This window comes from Mycolicibacterium madagascariense (assembly GCF_010729665.1).
GTDB classification, from domain to species: Bacteria; Actinomycetota; Actinomycetes; order Mycobacteriales; family Mycobacteriaceae; genus Mycobacterium; species Mycobacterium madagascariense.
Genome location: NZ_AP022610.1, coordinates 5,107,429 through 5,123,910 on the forward strand (window position 1 = coordinate 5,107,429; position 16,482 = coordinate 5,123,910).

General features: G+C 69.5%; 18 protein-coding genes. 8 read left to right on the top strand and 10 right to left on the bottom strand.

The window, feature by feature from the left end; genetic code table 11:
- Positions 1 to 20: 20 nt before the first annotated feature.
- Positions 21 to 509, bottom strand: a complete 489-nt coding sequence (gene carD, locus G6N60_RS24200) for an RNA polymerase-binding transcription factor CarD (RefSeq protein ID WP_163742018.1) — start codon at positions 507 to 509, stop codon at positions 21 to 23.
- Between the two features lie 250 nt (positions 510 to 759).
- Between carD and G6N60_RS24205 the strand changes: the two genes are divergently transcribed.
- From G6N60_RS24205 to disA, 3 genes are all read left to right on the top strand, one after another.
- Positions 760 to 1,329, top strand: coding sequence for a copper chaperone PCu(A)C domain-containing protein (locus tag G6N60_RS24205; protein ID WP_163742021.1), 570 nt, complete (start codon positions 760 to 762; stop codon positions 1,327 to 1,329).
- A gap of 65 nt (positions 1,330 to 1,394) precedes the next feature.
- Entirely contained in the window at positions 1,395 to 2,792 is a 1,398-nt protein-coding gene (gene radA, locus G6N60_RS24210) for a DNA repair protein RadA (RefSeq protein WP_163742023.1), read from the top strand.
- Positions 2,792 to 3,910: a DNA integrity scanning diadenylate cyclase DisA gene (disA, locus tag G6N60_RS24215; RefSeq protein WP_163744478.1), complete on the top strand. Its 1,119-nt coding sequence runs from the start codon at positions 2,792 to 2,794 to the stop codon at positions 3,908 to 3,910. The genes radA and disA overlap by 1 nt, the downstream gene beginning before the upstream one ends.
- 18 nt (positions 3,911 to 3,928) lie before the next feature.
- Here disA and G6N60_RS24220 read toward each other — a convergent pair whose 3' ends face one another.
- A complete protein-coding gene (locus tag G6N60_RS24220) occupies positions 3,929 to 4,738 on the bottom strand; it encodes a hypothetical protein (RefSeq protein ID WP_179969736.1) in 810 nt (269 codons plus the stop codon).
- Positions 4,739 to 4,797: 59 nt separating this feature from the next.
- Positions 4,798 to 5,418, bottom strand: coding sequence for a carbonic anhydrase (locus G6N60_RS24225; RefSeq protein WP_163742027.1), 621 nt, complete (start codon positions 5,416 to 5,418; stop codon positions 4,798 to 4,800).
- A 29-nt stretch (positions 5,419 to 5,447) separates the two neighbouring features.
- On the opposite strand from G6N60_RS24225, the gene G6N60_RS24230 reads away from it, so the two are divergent.
- Together G6N60_RS24230 and G6N60_RS24235 are read left to right on the top strand one after the other, a co-directional pair.
- A complete protein-coding gene (locus G6N60_RS24230; protein WP_163742030.1) occupies positions 5,448 to 6,341 on the top strand; it encodes an iron-sulfur binding domain-containing protein in 894 nt (297 codons plus the stop codon).
- A 10-nt stretch (positions 6,342 to 6,351) separates the two neighbouring features.
- Entirely contained in the window at positions 6,352 to 7,701 is a 1,350-nt protein-coding gene (locus G6N60_RS24235) for a bifunctional lipase/adenylate cyclase LipJ (protein WP_163742032.1), read from the top strand.
- 3 nt (positions 7,702 to 7,704) lie between these two features.
- Here G6N60_RS24235 and G6N60_RS24240 read toward each other — a convergent pair whose 3' ends face one another.
- Positions 7,705 to 8,676 carry a helix-turn-helix domain-containing protein gene (locus G6N60_RS24240; protein WP_163742034.1) on the bottom strand — a complete coding sequence of 324 codons (972 nt, stop codon included), beginning with the start codon at positions 8,674 to 8,676 and terminating at the stop codon, positions 7,705 to 7,707.
- A gap of 71 nt (positions 8,677 to 8,747) precedes the next feature.
- Between G6N60_RS24240 and G6N60_RS24245 the strand changes: the two genes are divergently transcribed.
- Complete coding sequence (locus tag G6N60_RS24245; RefSeq protein ID WP_163742036.1) at positions 8,748 to 8,969, top strand: hypothetical protein; 222 nt, start codon at positions 8,748 to 8,750, stop codon at positions 8,967 to 8,969.
- Here the strand turns inward: G6N60_RS24245 and G6N60_RS24250 are convergent.
- Positions 8,943 to 9,713, bottom strand: coding sequence for an alpha/beta fold hydrolase (locus G6N60_RS24250; protein WP_163742039.1), 771 nt, complete (start codon positions 9,711 to 9,713; stop codon positions 8,943 to 8,945). The two genes, G6N60_RS24245 and G6N60_RS24250, sit on opposite strands and share 27 nt — an antisense overlap.
- Positions 9,714 to 9,775: 62 nt before the next feature.
- Here G6N60_RS24250 and mhuD point away from each other — a divergent pair, with 62 nt between their 5' ends.
- Both mhuD and G6N60_RS24260 read left to right on the top strand, forming a co-directional pair.
- Positions 9,776 to 10,084, top strand: a complete 309-nt coding sequence (gene mhuD / locus G6N60_RS24255) for a mycobilin-forming heme oxygenase MhuD (RefSeq protein ID WP_163742041.1) — start codon at positions 9,776 to 9,778, stop codon at positions 10,082 to 10,084.
- A 17-nt stretch (positions 10,085 to 10,101) separates the two neighbouring features.
- Positions 10,102 to 11,460, top strand: coding sequence for a serine hydrolase (locus G6N60_RS24260; RefSeq protein WP_163742043.1), 1,359 nt, complete (start codon positions 10,102 to 10,104; stop codon positions 11,458 to 11,460).
- Here the strand turns inward: G6N60_RS24260 and G6N60_RS24265 are convergent, their stop codons facing one another.
- The 5 genes from G6N60_RS24265 to clpC1 all read right to left on the bottom strand — a co-directional run bounded on the left by G6N60_RS24265 (position 11,461) and on the right by clpC1 (position 16,219).
- Entirely contained in the window at positions 11,461 to 12,012 is a 552-nt protein-coding gene (locus G6N60_RS24265) for a histidine phosphatase family protein (protein WP_163742045.1), read from the bottom strand.
- A gap of 6 nt (positions 12,013 to 12,018) precedes the next feature.
- Entirely contained in the window at positions 12,019 to 12,825 is an 807-nt protein-coding gene (locus G6N60_RS24270) for a CbtA family protein (protein WP_163742047.1), read from the bottom strand.
- A 17-nt stretch (positions 12,826 to 12,842) separates the two neighbouring features.
- A complete protein-coding gene (locus G6N60_RS24275; protein ID WP_163742049.1) occupies positions 12,843 to 13,058 on the bottom strand; it encodes a CbtB domain-containing protein in 216 nt (71 codons plus the stop codon).
- Positions 13,059 to 13,218: 160 nt separating this feature from the next.
- Positions 13,219 to 13,590 carry a YbjQ family protein gene (locus G6N60_RS24280; RefSeq protein ID WP_163742052.1) on the bottom strand — a complete coding sequence of 124 codons (372 nt, stop codon included), beginning with the start codon at positions 13,588 to 13,590 and terminating at the stop codon, positions 13,219 to 13,221.
- 88 nt (positions 13,591 to 13,678) lie between these two features.
- Positions 13,679 to 16,219 carry an ATP-dependent protease ATP-binding subunit ClpC gene (gene clpC1 / locus G6N60_RS24285; RefSeq protein ID WP_163742055.1) on the bottom strand — a complete coding sequence of 847 codons (2,541 nt, stop codon included), beginning with the start codon at positions 16,217 to 16,219 and terminating at the stop codon, positions 13,679 to 13,681.
- Positions 16,220 to 16,482: the final 263 nt, after the last annotated feature.

A 16,482-nucleotide genomic window follows, 5' to 3' on the forward strand; every position in this document is an offset into this window, starting at 1 on the left:
CACGCAGTGCGCCACGACCGTCAGGAAGCGGCGGCCAGAACCTCGTCGAGGATGGTCTCGGCCTTCTCCTCGTCGGTGTTCTCGGCGAGCGCGAGCTCGCCCACCAGGATCTGCCGCGCCTTGGCGAGCATGCGCTTCTCACCCGCGGACAGGCCACGCTCCTGGTCACGGCGCCACAGGTCGCGGACGACCTCGGCCACCTTGTTCACGTCACCGGAGGCAAGCTTCTCCAGATTGGCCTTGTACCGGCGCGACCAGTTGGTCGGCTCCTCGGTATGCGGGGCACGCAGCACCTGGAAGACCTTGTCGAGACCTTCCTGACCCACCACGTCGCGAACACCGACGTACTCGGCGTTGTCTGCGGGAACTCGAACGGTCAGATCGCCTTGAGCGACCTTGAGGACGAGGTATTCCTTCTGCTCGCCCTTGATGGTCCGGGTTTCGATCGCCTCGATCAATGCAGCACCGTGATGTGGATAGACGACGGTGTCTCCGACCTTGAAAATCATCAGTTTCGAGCCCCTTTCACAAGGCAATGTTAGCACGCAGCGAAGACACGCGTCGCACAACGGTGCAGGTCAGGGGCCCCGACGGTGAAGACTAGGGGTTGACACGGTGGCGAATCCATGCAACGCGCACGGTGTCGGGCGACCCTTCGCGAGCCCTCGGCTTCCCCCTCCACCGGCCACCTACTACTCTCCATAGTCGACACACGGGATGCACGTCACGGTGGTCCCGTCGCCCGAGCAGGAGGCTTGAGTGACGCTCTCGAAATCGCGGTCAACCGCCGTCGCAGTAGCTGCGTGCGGCCTCGCCGCCACCGTCGCACTGTCCGGGTGCAGCGCGGGCCAGATCTCTCAGACCGCCAATCAGCAGCCGGCCGTCAACGGAACCCTCACCTGGGTGGGCAATCCGGCGACCGGCATCGCTCTGCGCAACGTGCACCTGCGCGCCCCGCAGCAGTCCGACTACGTCCAGCCGGGCACCAACGTCGAGTTGCTGTTCGCGGCCGTCAACGAATCGGCGACGCTGCCCGACCGCCTGGTGTCGGTCACCTCCCCCATCGGCACGGTGGCCCTCACCGGTGACCTCCGGGTGCCCGCCGGCGGCACGCTGATCGTCGGCACCCCCGACGGTGCGCCGAGCGCGCTGAACGCGACGGAGGGCGCCAGCACCGTCGAGGCCGCCGTCGCGTTGGCCAAGCCCATCACCAACGGGCTCAACTACCCCTTCACGTTCACCTTCGAGCGGTCCGGCCAGAGCCAGGTCTCGGTGCCGATCTCCGCGGGCGAGGCGCCCCGCCGAGAGGCCCAAGCCGCCGGCAGCTGAGCCGATCGGGGACGCGCCGACGGCGGTGACGCCATCGTGTCGGTGCCGGCGGCTACCGTCATCGCGTGGCCGGTTCGAAAGCACGTTCGCAACATCGTTGCTCGGAATGCCACCACGTCAGCGCCAAGTGGGTGGGTCGCTGCCCGGACTGTGGCAGCTGGGGCACGGTGGAGGAGATCGCGGTCCTTACGCCCATCTCGGCGGCCGCGTCGGGTCGCGCCGTCGCCCCCAGTTCGCCCGCGGTGCCCATCAGCTCGATCGATCCCGGGCACACCACGCACTTTCGGACCGGGGTGGCCGAACTCGACCGGGTGCTCGGCGGCGGTCTGGTGCCCGGTTCGGTGACGCTGCTCGCCGGTGACCCCGGCGTCGGCAAGTCGACGCTGCTGCTCGAGGTCGTCCATCGCTGGGCGCAGTCGGGCCGCCGGGCCCTCTACCTGTCCGGTGAGGAGTCCGCGGGCCAGGTGCGGTTGCGGGCGGAACGGACGGGCTGCACCCACGACGAGGTGTTCCTGGCCGCCGAGTCCGACCTCCAGACCGCCCTCGGGCACATCGAGCAGGTCCGCCCGACCCTGATCGTCGTCGACTCCGTGCAGACCATGTCGACCGCGGAGGTCGACGGCGTGCCGGGCGGCGTCACCCAGGTGCGGGCCGTGACCACCGCGCTCACCATGGCGGCCAAGACCACGGGCGTCGCGATCATCCTCGTCGGCCACGTCACCAAGGACGGCGCGATCGCGGGCCCGCGTTCCCTGGAGCACCTCGTCGACGTGGTGCTGCACTTCGAGGGCGACCGGTCCTCGGCGCTGCGCATGGTGCGGGGTGTGAAGAACCGCTTCGGCGGCGCGGACGAGGTGGGCTGTTTCCTGTTGCACGACAACGGAATAGAGGGCGTGGCCGATCCGTCGGGGTTGTTCCTCGACCAGCGCCCGGCTCCGGTGTCCGGCACCTCGGTGACCGTCACCCTCGACGGCAAGCGCCCCATGATCGGCGAGGTGCAGGCGCTGGTGACCGCGGCGTCCACCGGCATCCCGCGGCGCGCGGTCAGCGGCATCGACTCGGCCCGCGCGGCCATGATCACCGCCGTGCTCGACAAGCGCGCCCGGATGCGCATCGCGCAGAACGACGTCTACCTGTCGACCGTGGGCGGGATGCGTCTGACCGACCCGTCCTCCGACCTCGCGGTGGCGTTGGCGATCGCCTCGGCCCACCGGGACATCCCGATGCCGACGACCGTGGTCGCGATCGGCGAGGTGGGCCTGGCCGGTGACCTGCGTCGGGTGACGGGCATGGAACGCCGCCTCGCCGAGGCGGCCCGCCTGGGGTTCACGTGCGCCGTCGTGCCGCCCGGTGTCAAGGACGCCCCCGCCGGCCTGCGGGTGCTGTCCGCAGACGACATCTCGGGGGCATTGCGGGTGCTGCAGACCTTCGCGGACAATGGCAGTCGACACGTAGAGGGGTGATCACCGTGAAGGCTGCCAGAGCGGGGCGCGGCAACGTCGTTCAGATCGCTCGACCGACCCTGCGGGAGACCCTCGGCCAACTGGCGCCGGGGACGGCGCTGCGCGACGGTCTCGAGCGCATCCTGCGCGGCCGCACCGGTGCCCTGATCGTGCTGGGCTACGACGACTCGGTGGAGGCGATCTGCGACGGCGGGTTCAGCCTCGACATCGCCTACGCCCCGACGCGGCTGCGGGAGCTCTCCAAGATGGACGGCGCCGTCGTGCTGTCGAGTGACGGCACCCGCATCCTGCGCGCCAACGTCCAACTCGTCCCGGATCCGTCGATCCCGACCGAGGAGTCGGGCACCAGGCACCGGTCGGCCGAACGCACGGCCGTCGAGACGGGCTATCCCGTTGTCTCCGTGAGCCATTCGATGAGCATCGTCACGGTCTACGTCGCGGGTGAGCGGCACGTGGTGCCCGATTCCGCCACCATCCTGTCGCGGGCCAATCAGACGATCGCGACCCTGGAGCGCTACAAGGCCCGCCTCGACGAGGTCAACCGGCAGCTGTCGACCGCCGAGATCGAGGACTTCGTCACCCTGCGTGACGTGATGACGGTGGCCCAGCGGTTGGAGATGGTGCGCCGCATCAGCCTCGAGATCGACGCCGACGTCGTCGAATTGGGCACCAATGGCCGCCAGCTCAAGCTGCAGCTCGAGGAACTGGTCGGTGACAACGACACGGCCCGCGAACTGATCGTCCGCGACTACCACGCCAACCCCGACCCGCCGTCCACCGCTCAGGTGACCGGCACCCTCGACGAGCTGGACACCCTCAGCGACAACGAACTGCTCGACTTCACCGCACTGGCGCGGGTGTTCGGCTACCCCTCCACCCTGGAGGCGCAGGACTCGGCGATGAGCTCACGCGGCTACCGCGCCATGGCGGGCATTCCGCGACTGCAGTTCGCCCACGTCGACCTGCTGGTCAGGTCGTTCGGCTCGCTGCAGGGCGTCCTGGCCGCCAGTGCGAACGACCTGCAGTCGGTCGACGGCATCGGCTCGATGTGGGCGCGCCACATCCGTGAGGGACTATCTCAGCTGGCGGAGTCGACGATCGCCGATCAGCTGGCCTGAGCAGCCTCGCCGGGGTCGTCAGCCGGCGGGAGCGGGTGCCGGTGCGGGCGCGTCGGCAGGGGCCGGTGCGGGTGCCGGCGCATCGGTGGGAGCAGGCGCGGGGGCAGCGGTGTCACCGGCCGGCGGCGTCGAACCCGGTGCCGCCAGCACGAATGGCACCGTCGCCGACCGCAGGTTGCCCAGCTGGACCACGAGGTTGTAGGTGCCGGGACCGATCGGCTGCCGCGGCAGCGGGCAGTTGGGTGCCGAACCCATGCCGGTCCACGTCACCTCGGTGGTCACCTGCTCACCCGGATTGAACGTCTTGACCAGCGTCTCGTTGGACGGTGCACAGTCGAGGTTGGACCACAGCCGGGTGTTGTCGAGACCGTAGACGTAGGCCGCGAGGACCGCCGCACCCACGTCGCGCTTGCACGCCACCAATCCGATGTTGGTCACGACCATCGTGAACTTCGGCTGATCGCCCACGACGTAGTCGGGCTGGCTGGTGATGCCCTTGACCGCCAGCGTCGAGTCGGGGCAGTCGTCGCCCTCCTTGAGCACCGGCGGCGGGACGACCGCGGAGACCGGCGTCGGCGTCGGTGCGGGGGTTTGCGGAGCCGGCGGCAGAATGGGGGTCTTGACCTGGGGATTGTCACCGGGCAGCGGCGTGGGTGCGCTCGACGTGGTCGCCTGCGGCGCCTTGGTGTCGCTGGTGCTGTTGGAGAACACCACCACGACGACGGCGATGACGATCACGAGTACCAGCGCAGCGACCCCGAGCGCCAGAAACCGCCTGCGCCGGTAGATCTCCGGCGGCAACGGGTTATGCGGTTCGGTCTCCAGCACGATTACACGGTAAGGCGAGGCCACGCCATGTCGTCCGACCTCGCCCGGCGTGTCGCCGGTCAAGCCACGCCGATGTCCCCTACGTGTTCGCGCAGGACGGCGCGCCCGTCGGCGAGGTGGTAGGTGACGCCGGCGATCGCGAGGGAGCCGGATTCCACGCCCGAGGACACCGCCTTGGAGCGGCCGACGAGCTGCTTGGCCGTCTCGGTGACGTGGCGCGCCTCGAATTCGTCGACCCGGGTGAGCCCCTCCTTGCGGCCGAGCAGGATCGACGGCGTGACGCGTTCGACGATGTCGAGCACGTAACCGCCGGGCACCTCACCGTCCTCGAGCGCCGACAGCGTCGCCTTCACGGCGCCGCAGCTGTCGTGGCCGAGCACGACGATCAGCGGCACGTCGAGCACCGTCACCGCGTATTCGATCGAGCCGAGCACGGCCGAGTCCAGCACGTGTCCCGCGGTGCGCACCACGAACATGTCGCCGAGGCCCTGGTCGAAGATGATCTCGGCCGCCACCCGGCTATCGGCGCAACCGAACACCACGGCCGTCGGCTTCTGTCCGTCGGCCAGGCTCGCGCGGTGCTCGATGCTCTGGCTGGGATGCTGCGGCGTACCGGCGACGAAGCGCTCGTTACCCTCGCTGAGTGCCTTCCATGCGGTTATCGGGCTCGTGTTTGGCATGGCCACATTCTGCCTGGGGACGGCTCTAGATGTTCGACGTGGGTGAGTTGCTCATGTGGTATTCACGAGAACAGCGGGACCTGCCTTGGCGACGGCCCGGAGTTCCAGCGTGGCAAATCCTGGTGAGTGAGTTCATGCTGCAGCAGACCCCCGTCGCCAGGGTCGAGCCCATCTGGCGGGAGTGGGTGGCGCGCTGGCCCACTCCGTCGGCGACCGCCGCGGCCAGCGCGGCCGACGTGCTGCGGGCGTGGGGCAAGCTCGGCTACCCGCGCCGGGCCAAGCGGCTGCACGAGTGCGCGACGGTCATCGCGACCGAGCACGGCGACGTGGTGCCCGACGACCTGGATGCGCTACTGGCCCTGCCCGGGGTCGGCGCCTACACCGCACGCGCGATCGCCTGCTTCGCCTACGGCAAGCGCGTCCCCGTCGTGGACACCAACGTCCGGCGCGTGGTGGCACGGACCATCCACGGCAGGGCCGACTCGCCCGCGAGTGTCCGCGACCTCGGCGACGTGGACGCCATCCTGCCCAATGATGCTCGCGCACCGGTCTTTTCGATCGCGTTGATGGAACTCGGTGCGACGGTCTGCACGGCCCGCTCGCCGCGCTGCGGGGTGTGCCCGCTCAGCGTGTGCGCGTGGCGGTCCGCGGGCTACCCGCCGTCGACCACCCCGGCCCGCCGGCTGCAGCGGTACGCGGGCACGGATCGACAGGTGCGCGGCCGACTGCTGGATGTGTTGCGCGCCAACGACGCTCCCGTGAGCAGAGCACAGTTGGACGTGGCGTGGCTGACGGACCCGGCCCAGCGCGACCGCGCCCTGGATTCGCTGCTCGTCGACGGGCTCGTCGAGCAGACGGCCGACGGGCTCTTCGCGCTGGCGGGTGAGGGTGGTTTCGAGCCGCAGACCGGCCCGGTCGACTAACCTCGGGCGGGTGGCTGTACCCGTTTCGCGGGCTCCGCGGACTCGCTACGCCTCACGCGGAGACCTGGACATCGCCTACCAGGTGCTGGGCGAGGGCCCGACGGATCTGCTGGCGATGCCGGGACCGTTCATCCCGATCGACTCGATCGACTCCGAACCGTCGATGTACCGCTTCTACCGCCGCCTCTCGTCGTTCTGCCGCGTCATCCGGTTCGACCACCGCGGGATGGGAATGTCCTCGCGCATCGGGGCCGACAAGGTGACCCCGGCCTGCTGGGCCGAGGACGCCGTCGCGGTGATGGACGCCGTCGGGTGTGAGAGCGCGACGATCTTCGCCTCGGGCTTCACCGCCATGAGTGCGCTGTACCTGGCCGCGGACCGACCCGAGCGGGTGCGCAATCTGGTCATCGTGAACGGCGCCGCCCGCGTGCTGTGGGCGCCGGACTACGAACCGGGCACCCACCCCAGCGCGGCGAGCCCGTTCACCACCATCGCCATGGAGGCCGACGCGGTCGAGCAGGGCGTCGACGTGCTGCAGGCCGTCGCCCCCTCGGTGGCCCACGACGAGGCGTTCCGCACGTGGTGGGATGCCGCGGGGAACCGCGCCGCGTCGCCGAGCATGGCCCGGCGGTCCGGTCAGGCACTCGTCGACGGCGATGCGCGCGAACGACTTTCGCTCATCACGTCGCCGACGCTGATCCTGCATCGCGGACAGGCGACGTTCGTCGGGGCCGCGCACGGCCGGTATCTGGCCGACCACATCGCCGGCGCCCGCTACGTCGAGCTGCCGGGGGCCGACACCCTCTACTGGGTCGGCGACGCGACGCCGGTCCTGTCCGAGATCGAGGAGTTCGTCACCGGGTCGCGCGGCGGCGCCGACGCCGAACGGGTGCTCACCACCATCGTGTTCACCGACATCGTGGGGTCGACGCAGCGGGCCGCGGCACTCGGCGACGACCGCTGGCGTGATCTGCTCGACAGCCACGACAACGCCGTGCGCAGGCAGTTGCGGCGCTTCGGCGGACGCGAGGTCAACACCGCCGGTGACGGTTTCGTCGCCACGTTCAGCAGCCCCAGCGTTGCGCTGGACTGCGCCGACGAGATCGTCGCGGCGGTCTCCGCGCTGGGCATCCAGGTGCGGGTCGGCGTCCATGCCGGTGAGGTCGAGGTCCGCGGGCAGGACATCGCGGGCATGGCGGTGCACATCGGCGCGCGGATCGCCGCGCTGGCCGGCCCGAGTGAGGTGCTGACGTCCTCGACGGTGCGCGAGATCGTCACCGGGTCGCACCGGACGTTCACCGACCGCGGCGAGCACGAGCTCAAGGGCGTACCCGGCCGCTGGTGCGTCTACGCGCTGTGACCGCTAAACCATTGCCGCACGGTCGGATTCACCGCGGGCGAAACGCCGACGGTAGTCCGACGGCGTGACGCCGACGACGCGGCGGAAGTGGTGCCGCAGCAGGGTGGCGGTGCCGAAGCCCGACTTCTCGGCCACCCGGTCGATGTCCAGATCGGTGCCCTCGAGCAGTCGGCGGGCGTAGAGCACCCGTTGGTCGGTGACCCACTGCATGGGCGTGCGGCCGGTCTCGTCGACGAACCGGCGCGCGAAGGTCCGCGCGGACATGCTGGCCCGCTTCGCCAGGGCTGCGACGGTGTGTGGCTCGTCGAGGTGCTCGAGTATCCAATCCAGTTGGGCGGCAAAGCCTTCCGAGCACCGGAGCGGGATGGGCTGGTCGATGTACTGGCGCTGACCGCCGTCGCGCTGGGGCGGCACGACCATGCGGCGGGCGATGAGGTTGGTGACCTCGCTGCCCAACTCGCGGCGCACCAGGTGCAGGCAGGCGTCGATGCCCGCGGCGGTTCCGGCACTGGTGATCAGGTTGCCGTCGTCGACGTAGAGGACGTTTCGGTCGACCTGGGCGGTGGGATGGCGGGCGGCGAGGGCGTCGGCGTGCATCCAGTGCGTGGTGCACTTGCGCCCGTCGAGCAGCCCGGCCGCACCGGCGACGAAGGCACCCGAGCACACCGTGAGGATGATCGACCCGCCGTCGGCCGCCTCCCGGACCGCGGCCAGCGCCACGTCGGGATAGTCGGATCGGGTGATGGCGGGGATGGCCACCAGGTCGGCGCCGACCAGGGCGTCGAGCCCGTGATCCGGGGTCAGGGAGGCGCCCACCGACGTGCGCAGCGGCACGCCGGGCTCGACGCCGCAGACCTTGAAGTCGAAGTTCGGCACGCCGTCCGCAGACCGGTCGATGCCGAAGACCTCGCAGACGACGCCGAACTCGAACGGCGCGACGCCGTCGAGCACCAGGGCCGAGACGGTCTTGACCATGGCAGGATCTTATCGCACCACGGCCGAACTGCCACTGGTGGCGGAATATCATTCATCGAACAATTGCTGCCATGAACGTGTTGCTCGCCTTCGTCATCCTCGCCGCTCCCTTCGCACTCGCCGCCCTGCTCAGCTGGGCCAGCCACCGCAACGACGCCGTGCGCAGCGGCCTGCTCCGCGAGTTCGGCGACCCGGATTACTACCGCGTCCGCCACGACGCCGACGCGGCCCGCACGCGCTTCGAGCACACCCCGACGTGGCCCGTGTCAGGCGTGACGGACGAACGTCGATAGGAACTCCTCGACCGCCGCGCGGTAGGCCGCGGGCGCATCGTCGTGGACGAGGTGCCCGGCCTCGGGAACCTTGAGATAGCTAGTCCGAGCACCTGTTTCGTGCATCTGGACCATCTGCCCCGGCGGCGTGACCGAGTTGCCCGCCTCGATCAGCAGGACCGGCGCCCGCACCGCGCGCCACTGCTGCCAGTAGGCCCTGGTGCCCCATTCGGCCGCGATCTCGATCCACCGCTGCGGATACCCGTGCAGCCGCCACCCGGTCGCCGTACGATCGAACGCCTCGAGGAAGTACCGTCCCGCGACGGGCCCGAACGCGTCGAGAACCCTTGCCTCGGAGTCGAACTCGATAGGAAGGGCGGCCAGCCACGGCTCCCACGGACCGGTCGTGCGGCCGCGGAAGTCCGGCGCCATGTCCTCCACGACGACCGCGGTCACCAGTTCGGGCCGCGCCGCCGCCACACACCACGAGTGCAGACCGCCCATCGAATGGCCGATCAGCGTGGCGGGCCTGCCCAATTCGGCCACCGCACCGGCGAGTTCCTCGACGAAGCGCTCCGTGCCGACGTCGGCGGGGTCGGCGGCCTCACGACCGCGGTGCCATGGCGCGTCGTAGGTGTGGACCTCGCCGAAACGGGTCAGCCACGGCACCTGCCGCGACCACGTGGCGCCCCGGCCCATCAGGCCGTGCACCAGGACGATGGGCTCACCGCGCCCACCCCGGGCCGTCAGCAGTGAGGTAGCCATGACCGACATAGTGACAGGAGCACGGGTCGGCCCGGAGATAACGAACCGGTAACCTTGGGCTCATGCCCGTGGTGAAGATCAACGCGATCGAAGTTCCCCCCGACGCAGGCCCGGAGTTGGAGAAGCGCTTCGCGCACCGCGCCCACGCCGTCGACAATCAGCCGGGGTTCCTCGGCTTCCAGCTTTTGCGTCCCGTCAAGGGCGAGGACCGCTACTTCGTGGTCACCCAGTGGGAGTCCGAGGAGGCGTTTCAGGCCTGGGCCAGTGGTCCGGCGATCGAGGCGCACGCAGGCCAGCGCAGCCCGGTCGCGACGGGTGCGTCGCTGCTCGAGTTCGAGGTCGTGCTGAACGTCGAGCGAGCGGAATCGTAGCCGCGTGGGAACCTGCCTTGCGTCGACCGGCGACCAGGCTTAGCCGGGCGGCACGGCAGGCGACGGGCACCGCAGCCTCGCTATCACTGGTCGTCGTCCTGGCCGGCGGCTGCGCCCACACCGGCACGCCGTCCGCCGAGGCCGCGTACGGCACCCGCATCGAAACCAACACCCCGCAGGGGCTGCGCGCCAAGCAGACCGTCGACATGCTGAACTCGGACTGGCCCATCGGCCCCGACAACGTCGCCACGCTCGCCGCGCCCAAGCAGGTGAACGACGTCGCCTTCGTGATGGACAGGATGTGGTGGGACCGCCCGTTCACCGTCACCGGCATCGACGTCGGCGCGGGCTCGGCGGACCTGCACCTGCTGACGTCCTACGGCGTCGGGCAGGACGTCGAGTTGCGGACCAACGACGAGGGCATGGTGGACCGCTTCGAGGTCACCCTGCGCAAGCCCGAGATCAAGCAGTGGTCCGACGTCGACGCGGTCATCAAGAGGTCCGGCGCGCGCTACTCGTACCAGGTGTCGAAGGTCGCAGGCACGACGTGCACGCCGGTGGCGGGCAGCAACGTCGACGACGCTCTCCCCCTCGCCTCGATCTTCAAGCTCTACGTGCTGCTCGGCCTCGCCGATGCGGTCAATGCGGGCACGGTCCACTGGGACGACCCGTTGACCATCACCAAGGAGGCCAAGGCCGTCGGTTCGGCGGGCTTCGACACCCTTCCCCCCGGGTCGCAGGTAACGGTGAAGAGCGCTGCGCAGCAGATGATCTCGGCCAGTGACAACATGGCGACCGATCTCCTGATGATGCGTCTCGGCCCCCGCGCGATGGCGGCGGCGCTGGTGCACGCCGGTCATCACGACCCCGCGAGCCTGACCCCGTTCCCGACGACGCACGAATTGTTCTCCGTCGGCTGGGGCGAGCCCGATCTGCGCGAGCAGTGGAAGGCCGCCTCACCGCAGGGCCGGGCCGCCCTCCTCGCCCAGACGGATGGCCGCCACTACGTACCGGATCCGAACCGCACCCACACGCCCGCCTCGCCCTACGGCGTCGAGTGGTACGGCACTGCCGGGGACATCTGCCGGGTGCACGCCGCGCTGCAGGCGGCGGCCGTCGGTCCCGCCACGCCGGTGCGCGACATCCTGGCGGCGACCCCCGGCATCGAGCTCGACAAGGCGAAGTGGACGTACATCGGCGCCAAGGGCGGAAACCTGCCCGGCGACATCGGGTTCAGCTGGTACGCCAGGGACGCGACGGGGCAGGCGTGGGTGGTCAGCTTCCAGCTCACCTGGCCGAAGTTCCGCAGCCTGACGGCCGCCACCTGGCTGCTGTCGATCGCGAGCCAGGCGTTCGCCCTCGTCCAGCCCGCCTGATCACCCGGTCGAACGCAACGTCCAATTGCCCCCGCGCAGGTGCAGGACGGTACGGGTGACGGGTCCAACGTCGATGCGCCAGAACGCCTTTGGCGGAGCGCTGAGTGCGACGAGGATCGCTGCGCGGACGATGCCGGGATGGGTGACGGCGACCAGCCGGCCGCGCCGCTCCGCCAGCGAGTCGAGCCAGCCCCGCACACGTTCGACGAGGTCGACGATCGACTCTCCACCGTGTGGGGCCTGCGTCGGGTCGGTCAGCCACACCGTGAGTTCGGCGGGCCCGACGCCGTTGAGCACACTGCCGCGCCACGCCCCGCAGTTGAGGTCGGCCAGCAGGGGTTCCACGTCGGCGCGCAAGCCGAGCAGTTCGGCCGTCTGCCGGGCCCGCGCCTCCGGTGCGCACACGGCCGCGTCGACCAGGCCGAGGTCGACGGTCGCGTCGACCTGACGCTGACCGAGGGCGTTCAGCGGCTCGTCGCGGGGAAATCGTCCGGCTGCCATCGCATCCGTCATGGCATGCGACACGAGGGTCAGCCGGACGATCTCACCCACGGGCGCTCACGCAGCGACGGCGCTCGGTTCGCGTCGTTCGCCGTCCAGCACCTTCGTGATCAGCGCACCGAACACCAGGGCGATCGTCGTCCAGATGACGACCTGGGTGCCCAGCGCGTACAGCCGGAACTGGTACATGTCCCCCGCCGGGAAGCCCGGGAAGACGATCACGCCGTCGCCGTTGCGCAACGGTCCCGGTGTCTCGTTGATCGGGGGGAGCAGCAGCATCACGACGGCGACCGCGACGACGTAGGACGCCCCGCCGACCAGCGCGGCATTCCAGGCACCCAGCCGCGGAACGAGCTGCCTGCCGAGGTAGGCCGCGGCGACCATCAGCAGCGCCGACAGGCCGACCACGAGCAGGTACAGCAGGGTGCGCTGGGTGATGGTGGCCGCCTCGCTGGTAGCCGGCGGGTTCGGCGGATACTTCAGCGCGGGCACGATCCACAGTGAGATCAGCATCGCGCCCGCCACCACGACCGACAGCGCGCGGGCCGACAGGTTGCCGAACCGGCCGTAGGTCACGGCGAACACCACGGCGAACAGTGCGCCCATGGCCACGCCGAACGCCAGCACGCCGAAGCCCATGCCCACGGTGGACTGCACGCCGCGGCTGAACAATTCGCCACCGGCCTCGCCGTGGCCGTGTCCACCCGCGGCCATCTCCATCCCCTCGTGGGCGGCCGACATGCCGTCCTCGTAGCCGATGGAACGATCGATCACGGGCTCGAGGAAGATCTTCGAGAACGCGAAAGCGAATACCCCTGCGAGGGCGCCGGCCACGAGGCCACGCCCGATGATGGTCTTCTCCATGGTTCGCTCCCCGCCGATCAGTGGCAGGGGAACCCGAGCAGGTGGCGTGCGTCGTGCACGAATTCGTGGATGTACATGTTGTCTCCGAACACCGACGTCGCTCCCTGGTCGACGCCGCCGAAGTACAGCACGACGAGGGCGAGGAAGGCGGTCAGCGACAGCCAGAGCGCAGCCCTGGTGGCGGAGAAGTCGATGGCGGGCGCCGCACTCCGGCGAGCCTGGGAAGACGTCATGTCAGGTGTCCTTTCGGGAGTTCGCGTCCCGTATCACTGCGGTGGTTCGAACGTCGGGTCTGACTGTGACAGTGGCGCGACCGTTCTGGACTTTCACCAGGATTCCGGCGTTCGATGCTTACCCGCGGAGCATAGCCCGTCGGCTCACTGCTCCGCCCAGCTACCCAGCTACCCCGTACCCCAACTGCTGGGCGGTGTACTTCGCCGCGTCGGTCACCGGAACGGCCTGCACCGCGGTGCCGTACGCGCAGATCTCGGTCCACACGTCGCCGAGCTCGGTGGTGTCGAACCGCATGCAGATGATCGCGTTGCCGCCCCGCGTCTGGGCCTCGGCGATGAGGCGGGCCATGGCCTCGTTGCGGCTCTCGGCGAGGTTCTTCGTCATGCCCTGCAGTTCGCCGCCGAACAGGCTCTTGAACCCGGCGCCCATCTGCGAGAAGGCGTTTCGCGACCGCACGGTCAGTCCGAACACCTCGCCGCACACGCGCTGAATCTCCCAGCCGGGCAGGTCGTTCATCGTCACCACGAGCATGCTGAGGGCCTTTCCCTAGACGAAGATTGGGCGGTACCCCGCGGGGTACCGCCCAATCTTCTCAGCTGCGCGCCGTGCCGGTGCTCGGCTATTCGTTCGTCGACGGCCCCGGAGCGCCGGCCTTGGCCAGGTCGGGCGCGTCGTCGACGACGGGCCGCTGGGTCCCGACGAACGTGAACACCGCATCCTCGCCGGTGCCCTCGCCGTCCCAGTTGTCCACGTCGACGCTGACGACCTGACCGGGACCGACCTCCTCGAAGAGGATCTTCTCGCTCAGTGCGTCCTCGATCTCGCGCTGGATGGTGCGCCGCAGCGGGCGCGCCCCCAGCACCGGGTCGAAGCCGCGCTTGGCCAGCAGCGCCTTCGCCTTGTCCGTCAGCTCCATGGTCATGTCCTTGGCCCTGAGCTGGTTGCCCACCCGACCGATCATGAGATCGACCATGCGGATGATCTCGTCCTTCGTCAGCTGGTGGAAGACGATGATGTCGTCGATGCGGTTGAGGAACTCCGGCCGGAAGTGCTTCTTCAGCTCGTCGTTGACCTTCAACTTCATGCGCTCGTAGTTGTTCTCGCCGCCACCCTGGGTGAAGCCGAGACCGACCGCCTTGCTGATGTCGGACGTACCGAGGTTCGACGTGAAGATCAGCACGGTGTTCTTGAAGTCGACCGTGCGACCCTGGCCGTCGGTGAGGCGGCCGTCCTCGAGGACCTGCAACAGGGTGTTGTAGATCTCCTGGTGGGCCTTCTCGATCTCGTCGAACAGCACGACCGAGAACGGCTTGCGGCGCACCTTCTCGGTGAGCTGGCCGCCCTCTTCGTAGCCGACGTACCCCGGAGGGGCACCGAACAGCCGCGACGCGGTGAAGCGGTCGTGGAACTCGCCCATGTCGATCTGGATGAGCGCGTCGTCGTCGCCGAACAGGAAGTTCGCCAGCGCCTTGGAGAGCTCGGTCTTGCCGACGCCGGACGGGCCCGCGAAGATGAACGACCCCGACGGACGCTTCGGGTCCTTCAGCCCCGCACGGGTGCGGCGGATGGCCTTCGAGACGGCGCGCACGGCGTCCTCCTGGCCGATGATCCGCTTGTGCAGCTCGTCCTCCATGCGGAGCAGGCGCGTGGTCTCGGCCTCGGTGAGCTTGAACACCGGGATGCCGGTCCAGTTGCCGAGCACCTCGGCGATCTGCTCGTCGTCGACCTCGGCCACGACGTCGAGATCACCCGAGCGCCACTGCTTCTCGCGCTCGGCCCGCTGACCGACCAGCGTCTTCTCGCGGTCGCGCAGGTTCGCCGCCTTCTCGAAGTCCTGCGCGTCGATCGCGGACTCCTTCTCCCGGCGGGCGTCGGCGATCTTCTCGTCGAACTCGCGCAGGTCTGGCGGTGCGGTCATCCGGCGGATGCGCATCCTGGCGCCGGCCTCGTCGATCAGGTCGATCGCCTTGTCGGGCAGGAACCGGTCGTTGATGTAGCGGTCGGCCAGCGTGGCCGCGGCCACCACGGCGGCGTCGGTGATCGACACCCGGTGGTGCGCCTCGTAGCGGTCGCGCAGACCCTTGAGGATCTCGATGGTGTGCTCGACTGACGGCTCGCCCACCTGGACCGGCTGGAAGCGGCGCTCCAGGGCGGCGTCCTTCTCGATGTACTTGCGGTACTCGTCGAGGGTGGTCGCGCCGATGGTCTGCAGCTCGCCGCGGGCCAGCTTCGGCTTGAGGATGGACGCGGCGTCGATCGCGCCCTCGGCGGCACCCGCGCCGACGAGCGTGTGCAGCTCGTCGATGAACAGGATGATGTCGCCGCGGGTGTTGATCTCCTTGAGGACCTTCTTCAGGCGCTCCTCGAAGTCACCGCGGTAGCGGCTGCCCGCGACCAGCGAACCGAGGTCGAGGGTGTAGAGCTGCTTGTCCTTCAGCGTCTCCGGCACGTCACCGTGGACGATGGCCTGCGCCAGGCCCTCGACGACGGCGGTCTTGCCGACGCCGGGCTCGCCGATCAGCACCGGGTTGTTCTTGGTGCGGCGGCTCAGCACCTGCATGACCCGCTCGATTTCCTTCTCGCGGCCGATGACGGGGTCGAGCTTGCCCTCCATCGCGGCAGCGGTCAGGTTGCGGCCGAACTGGTCGAGCACCAGCGACGTCGACGGGTTGCCCGCCTCGCCACCGCGCCCGCCGGTGCCGGTCTCGGCGGTCTCCTTGCCCTGGTAGCCGCTGAGCAGCTGGATGACCTGCTGGCGCACGCGCGTCAGCTCGGCGCCCAGCTTGACCAGCACCTGGGCGGCGACGCCTTCACCCTCGCGGATGAGGCCGAGCAGGATGTGCTCGGTGCCGATGTAGTTGTGGCCGAGCTGCAGCGCCTCGCGCAGGCTCAGCTCGAGGACCTTCTTCGCCCGCGGGGTGAAGGGGATGTGGCCGGACGGCGCCTGCTGGCCCTGACCGATGATCTCCTCGACCTGGCTGCGGACGCCCTCCAGCGAAATGCCGAGCGACTCGAGCGACTTTGCGGCGACGCCCTCACCCTCGTGGATGAGGCCGAGGAGGATGTGCTCGGTCCCGATGTAGTTGTGGTTCAGCATCCTGGCCTCTTCTTGAGCCAGGACGACGACGCGGCGTGCGCGGTCAGTGAAGCGTTCGAACATCGGTGGTTACCTGCCCTCCGTAGATAGCGCAGCTCGTGATCTAAGCCTGCACGGCGCGCCGTGCTCTGCACCTGCCGTCCACTGTAGTGGGCGGCGGCTCGGGGTGCCCCGCTTGTCCTCTCGTGGTGAAAGGGCGGTGGGGGTCGTTCCCCGGCTGCTCCAGCCCCAACGCACGGGCGCCCGGGTTCGTTTCCCGCAACCGACCGCGACGAGGTTCGCCCCTAGCGAAAGCCGTGCCGACCGTCAGTTTGCCGATCGAGGCG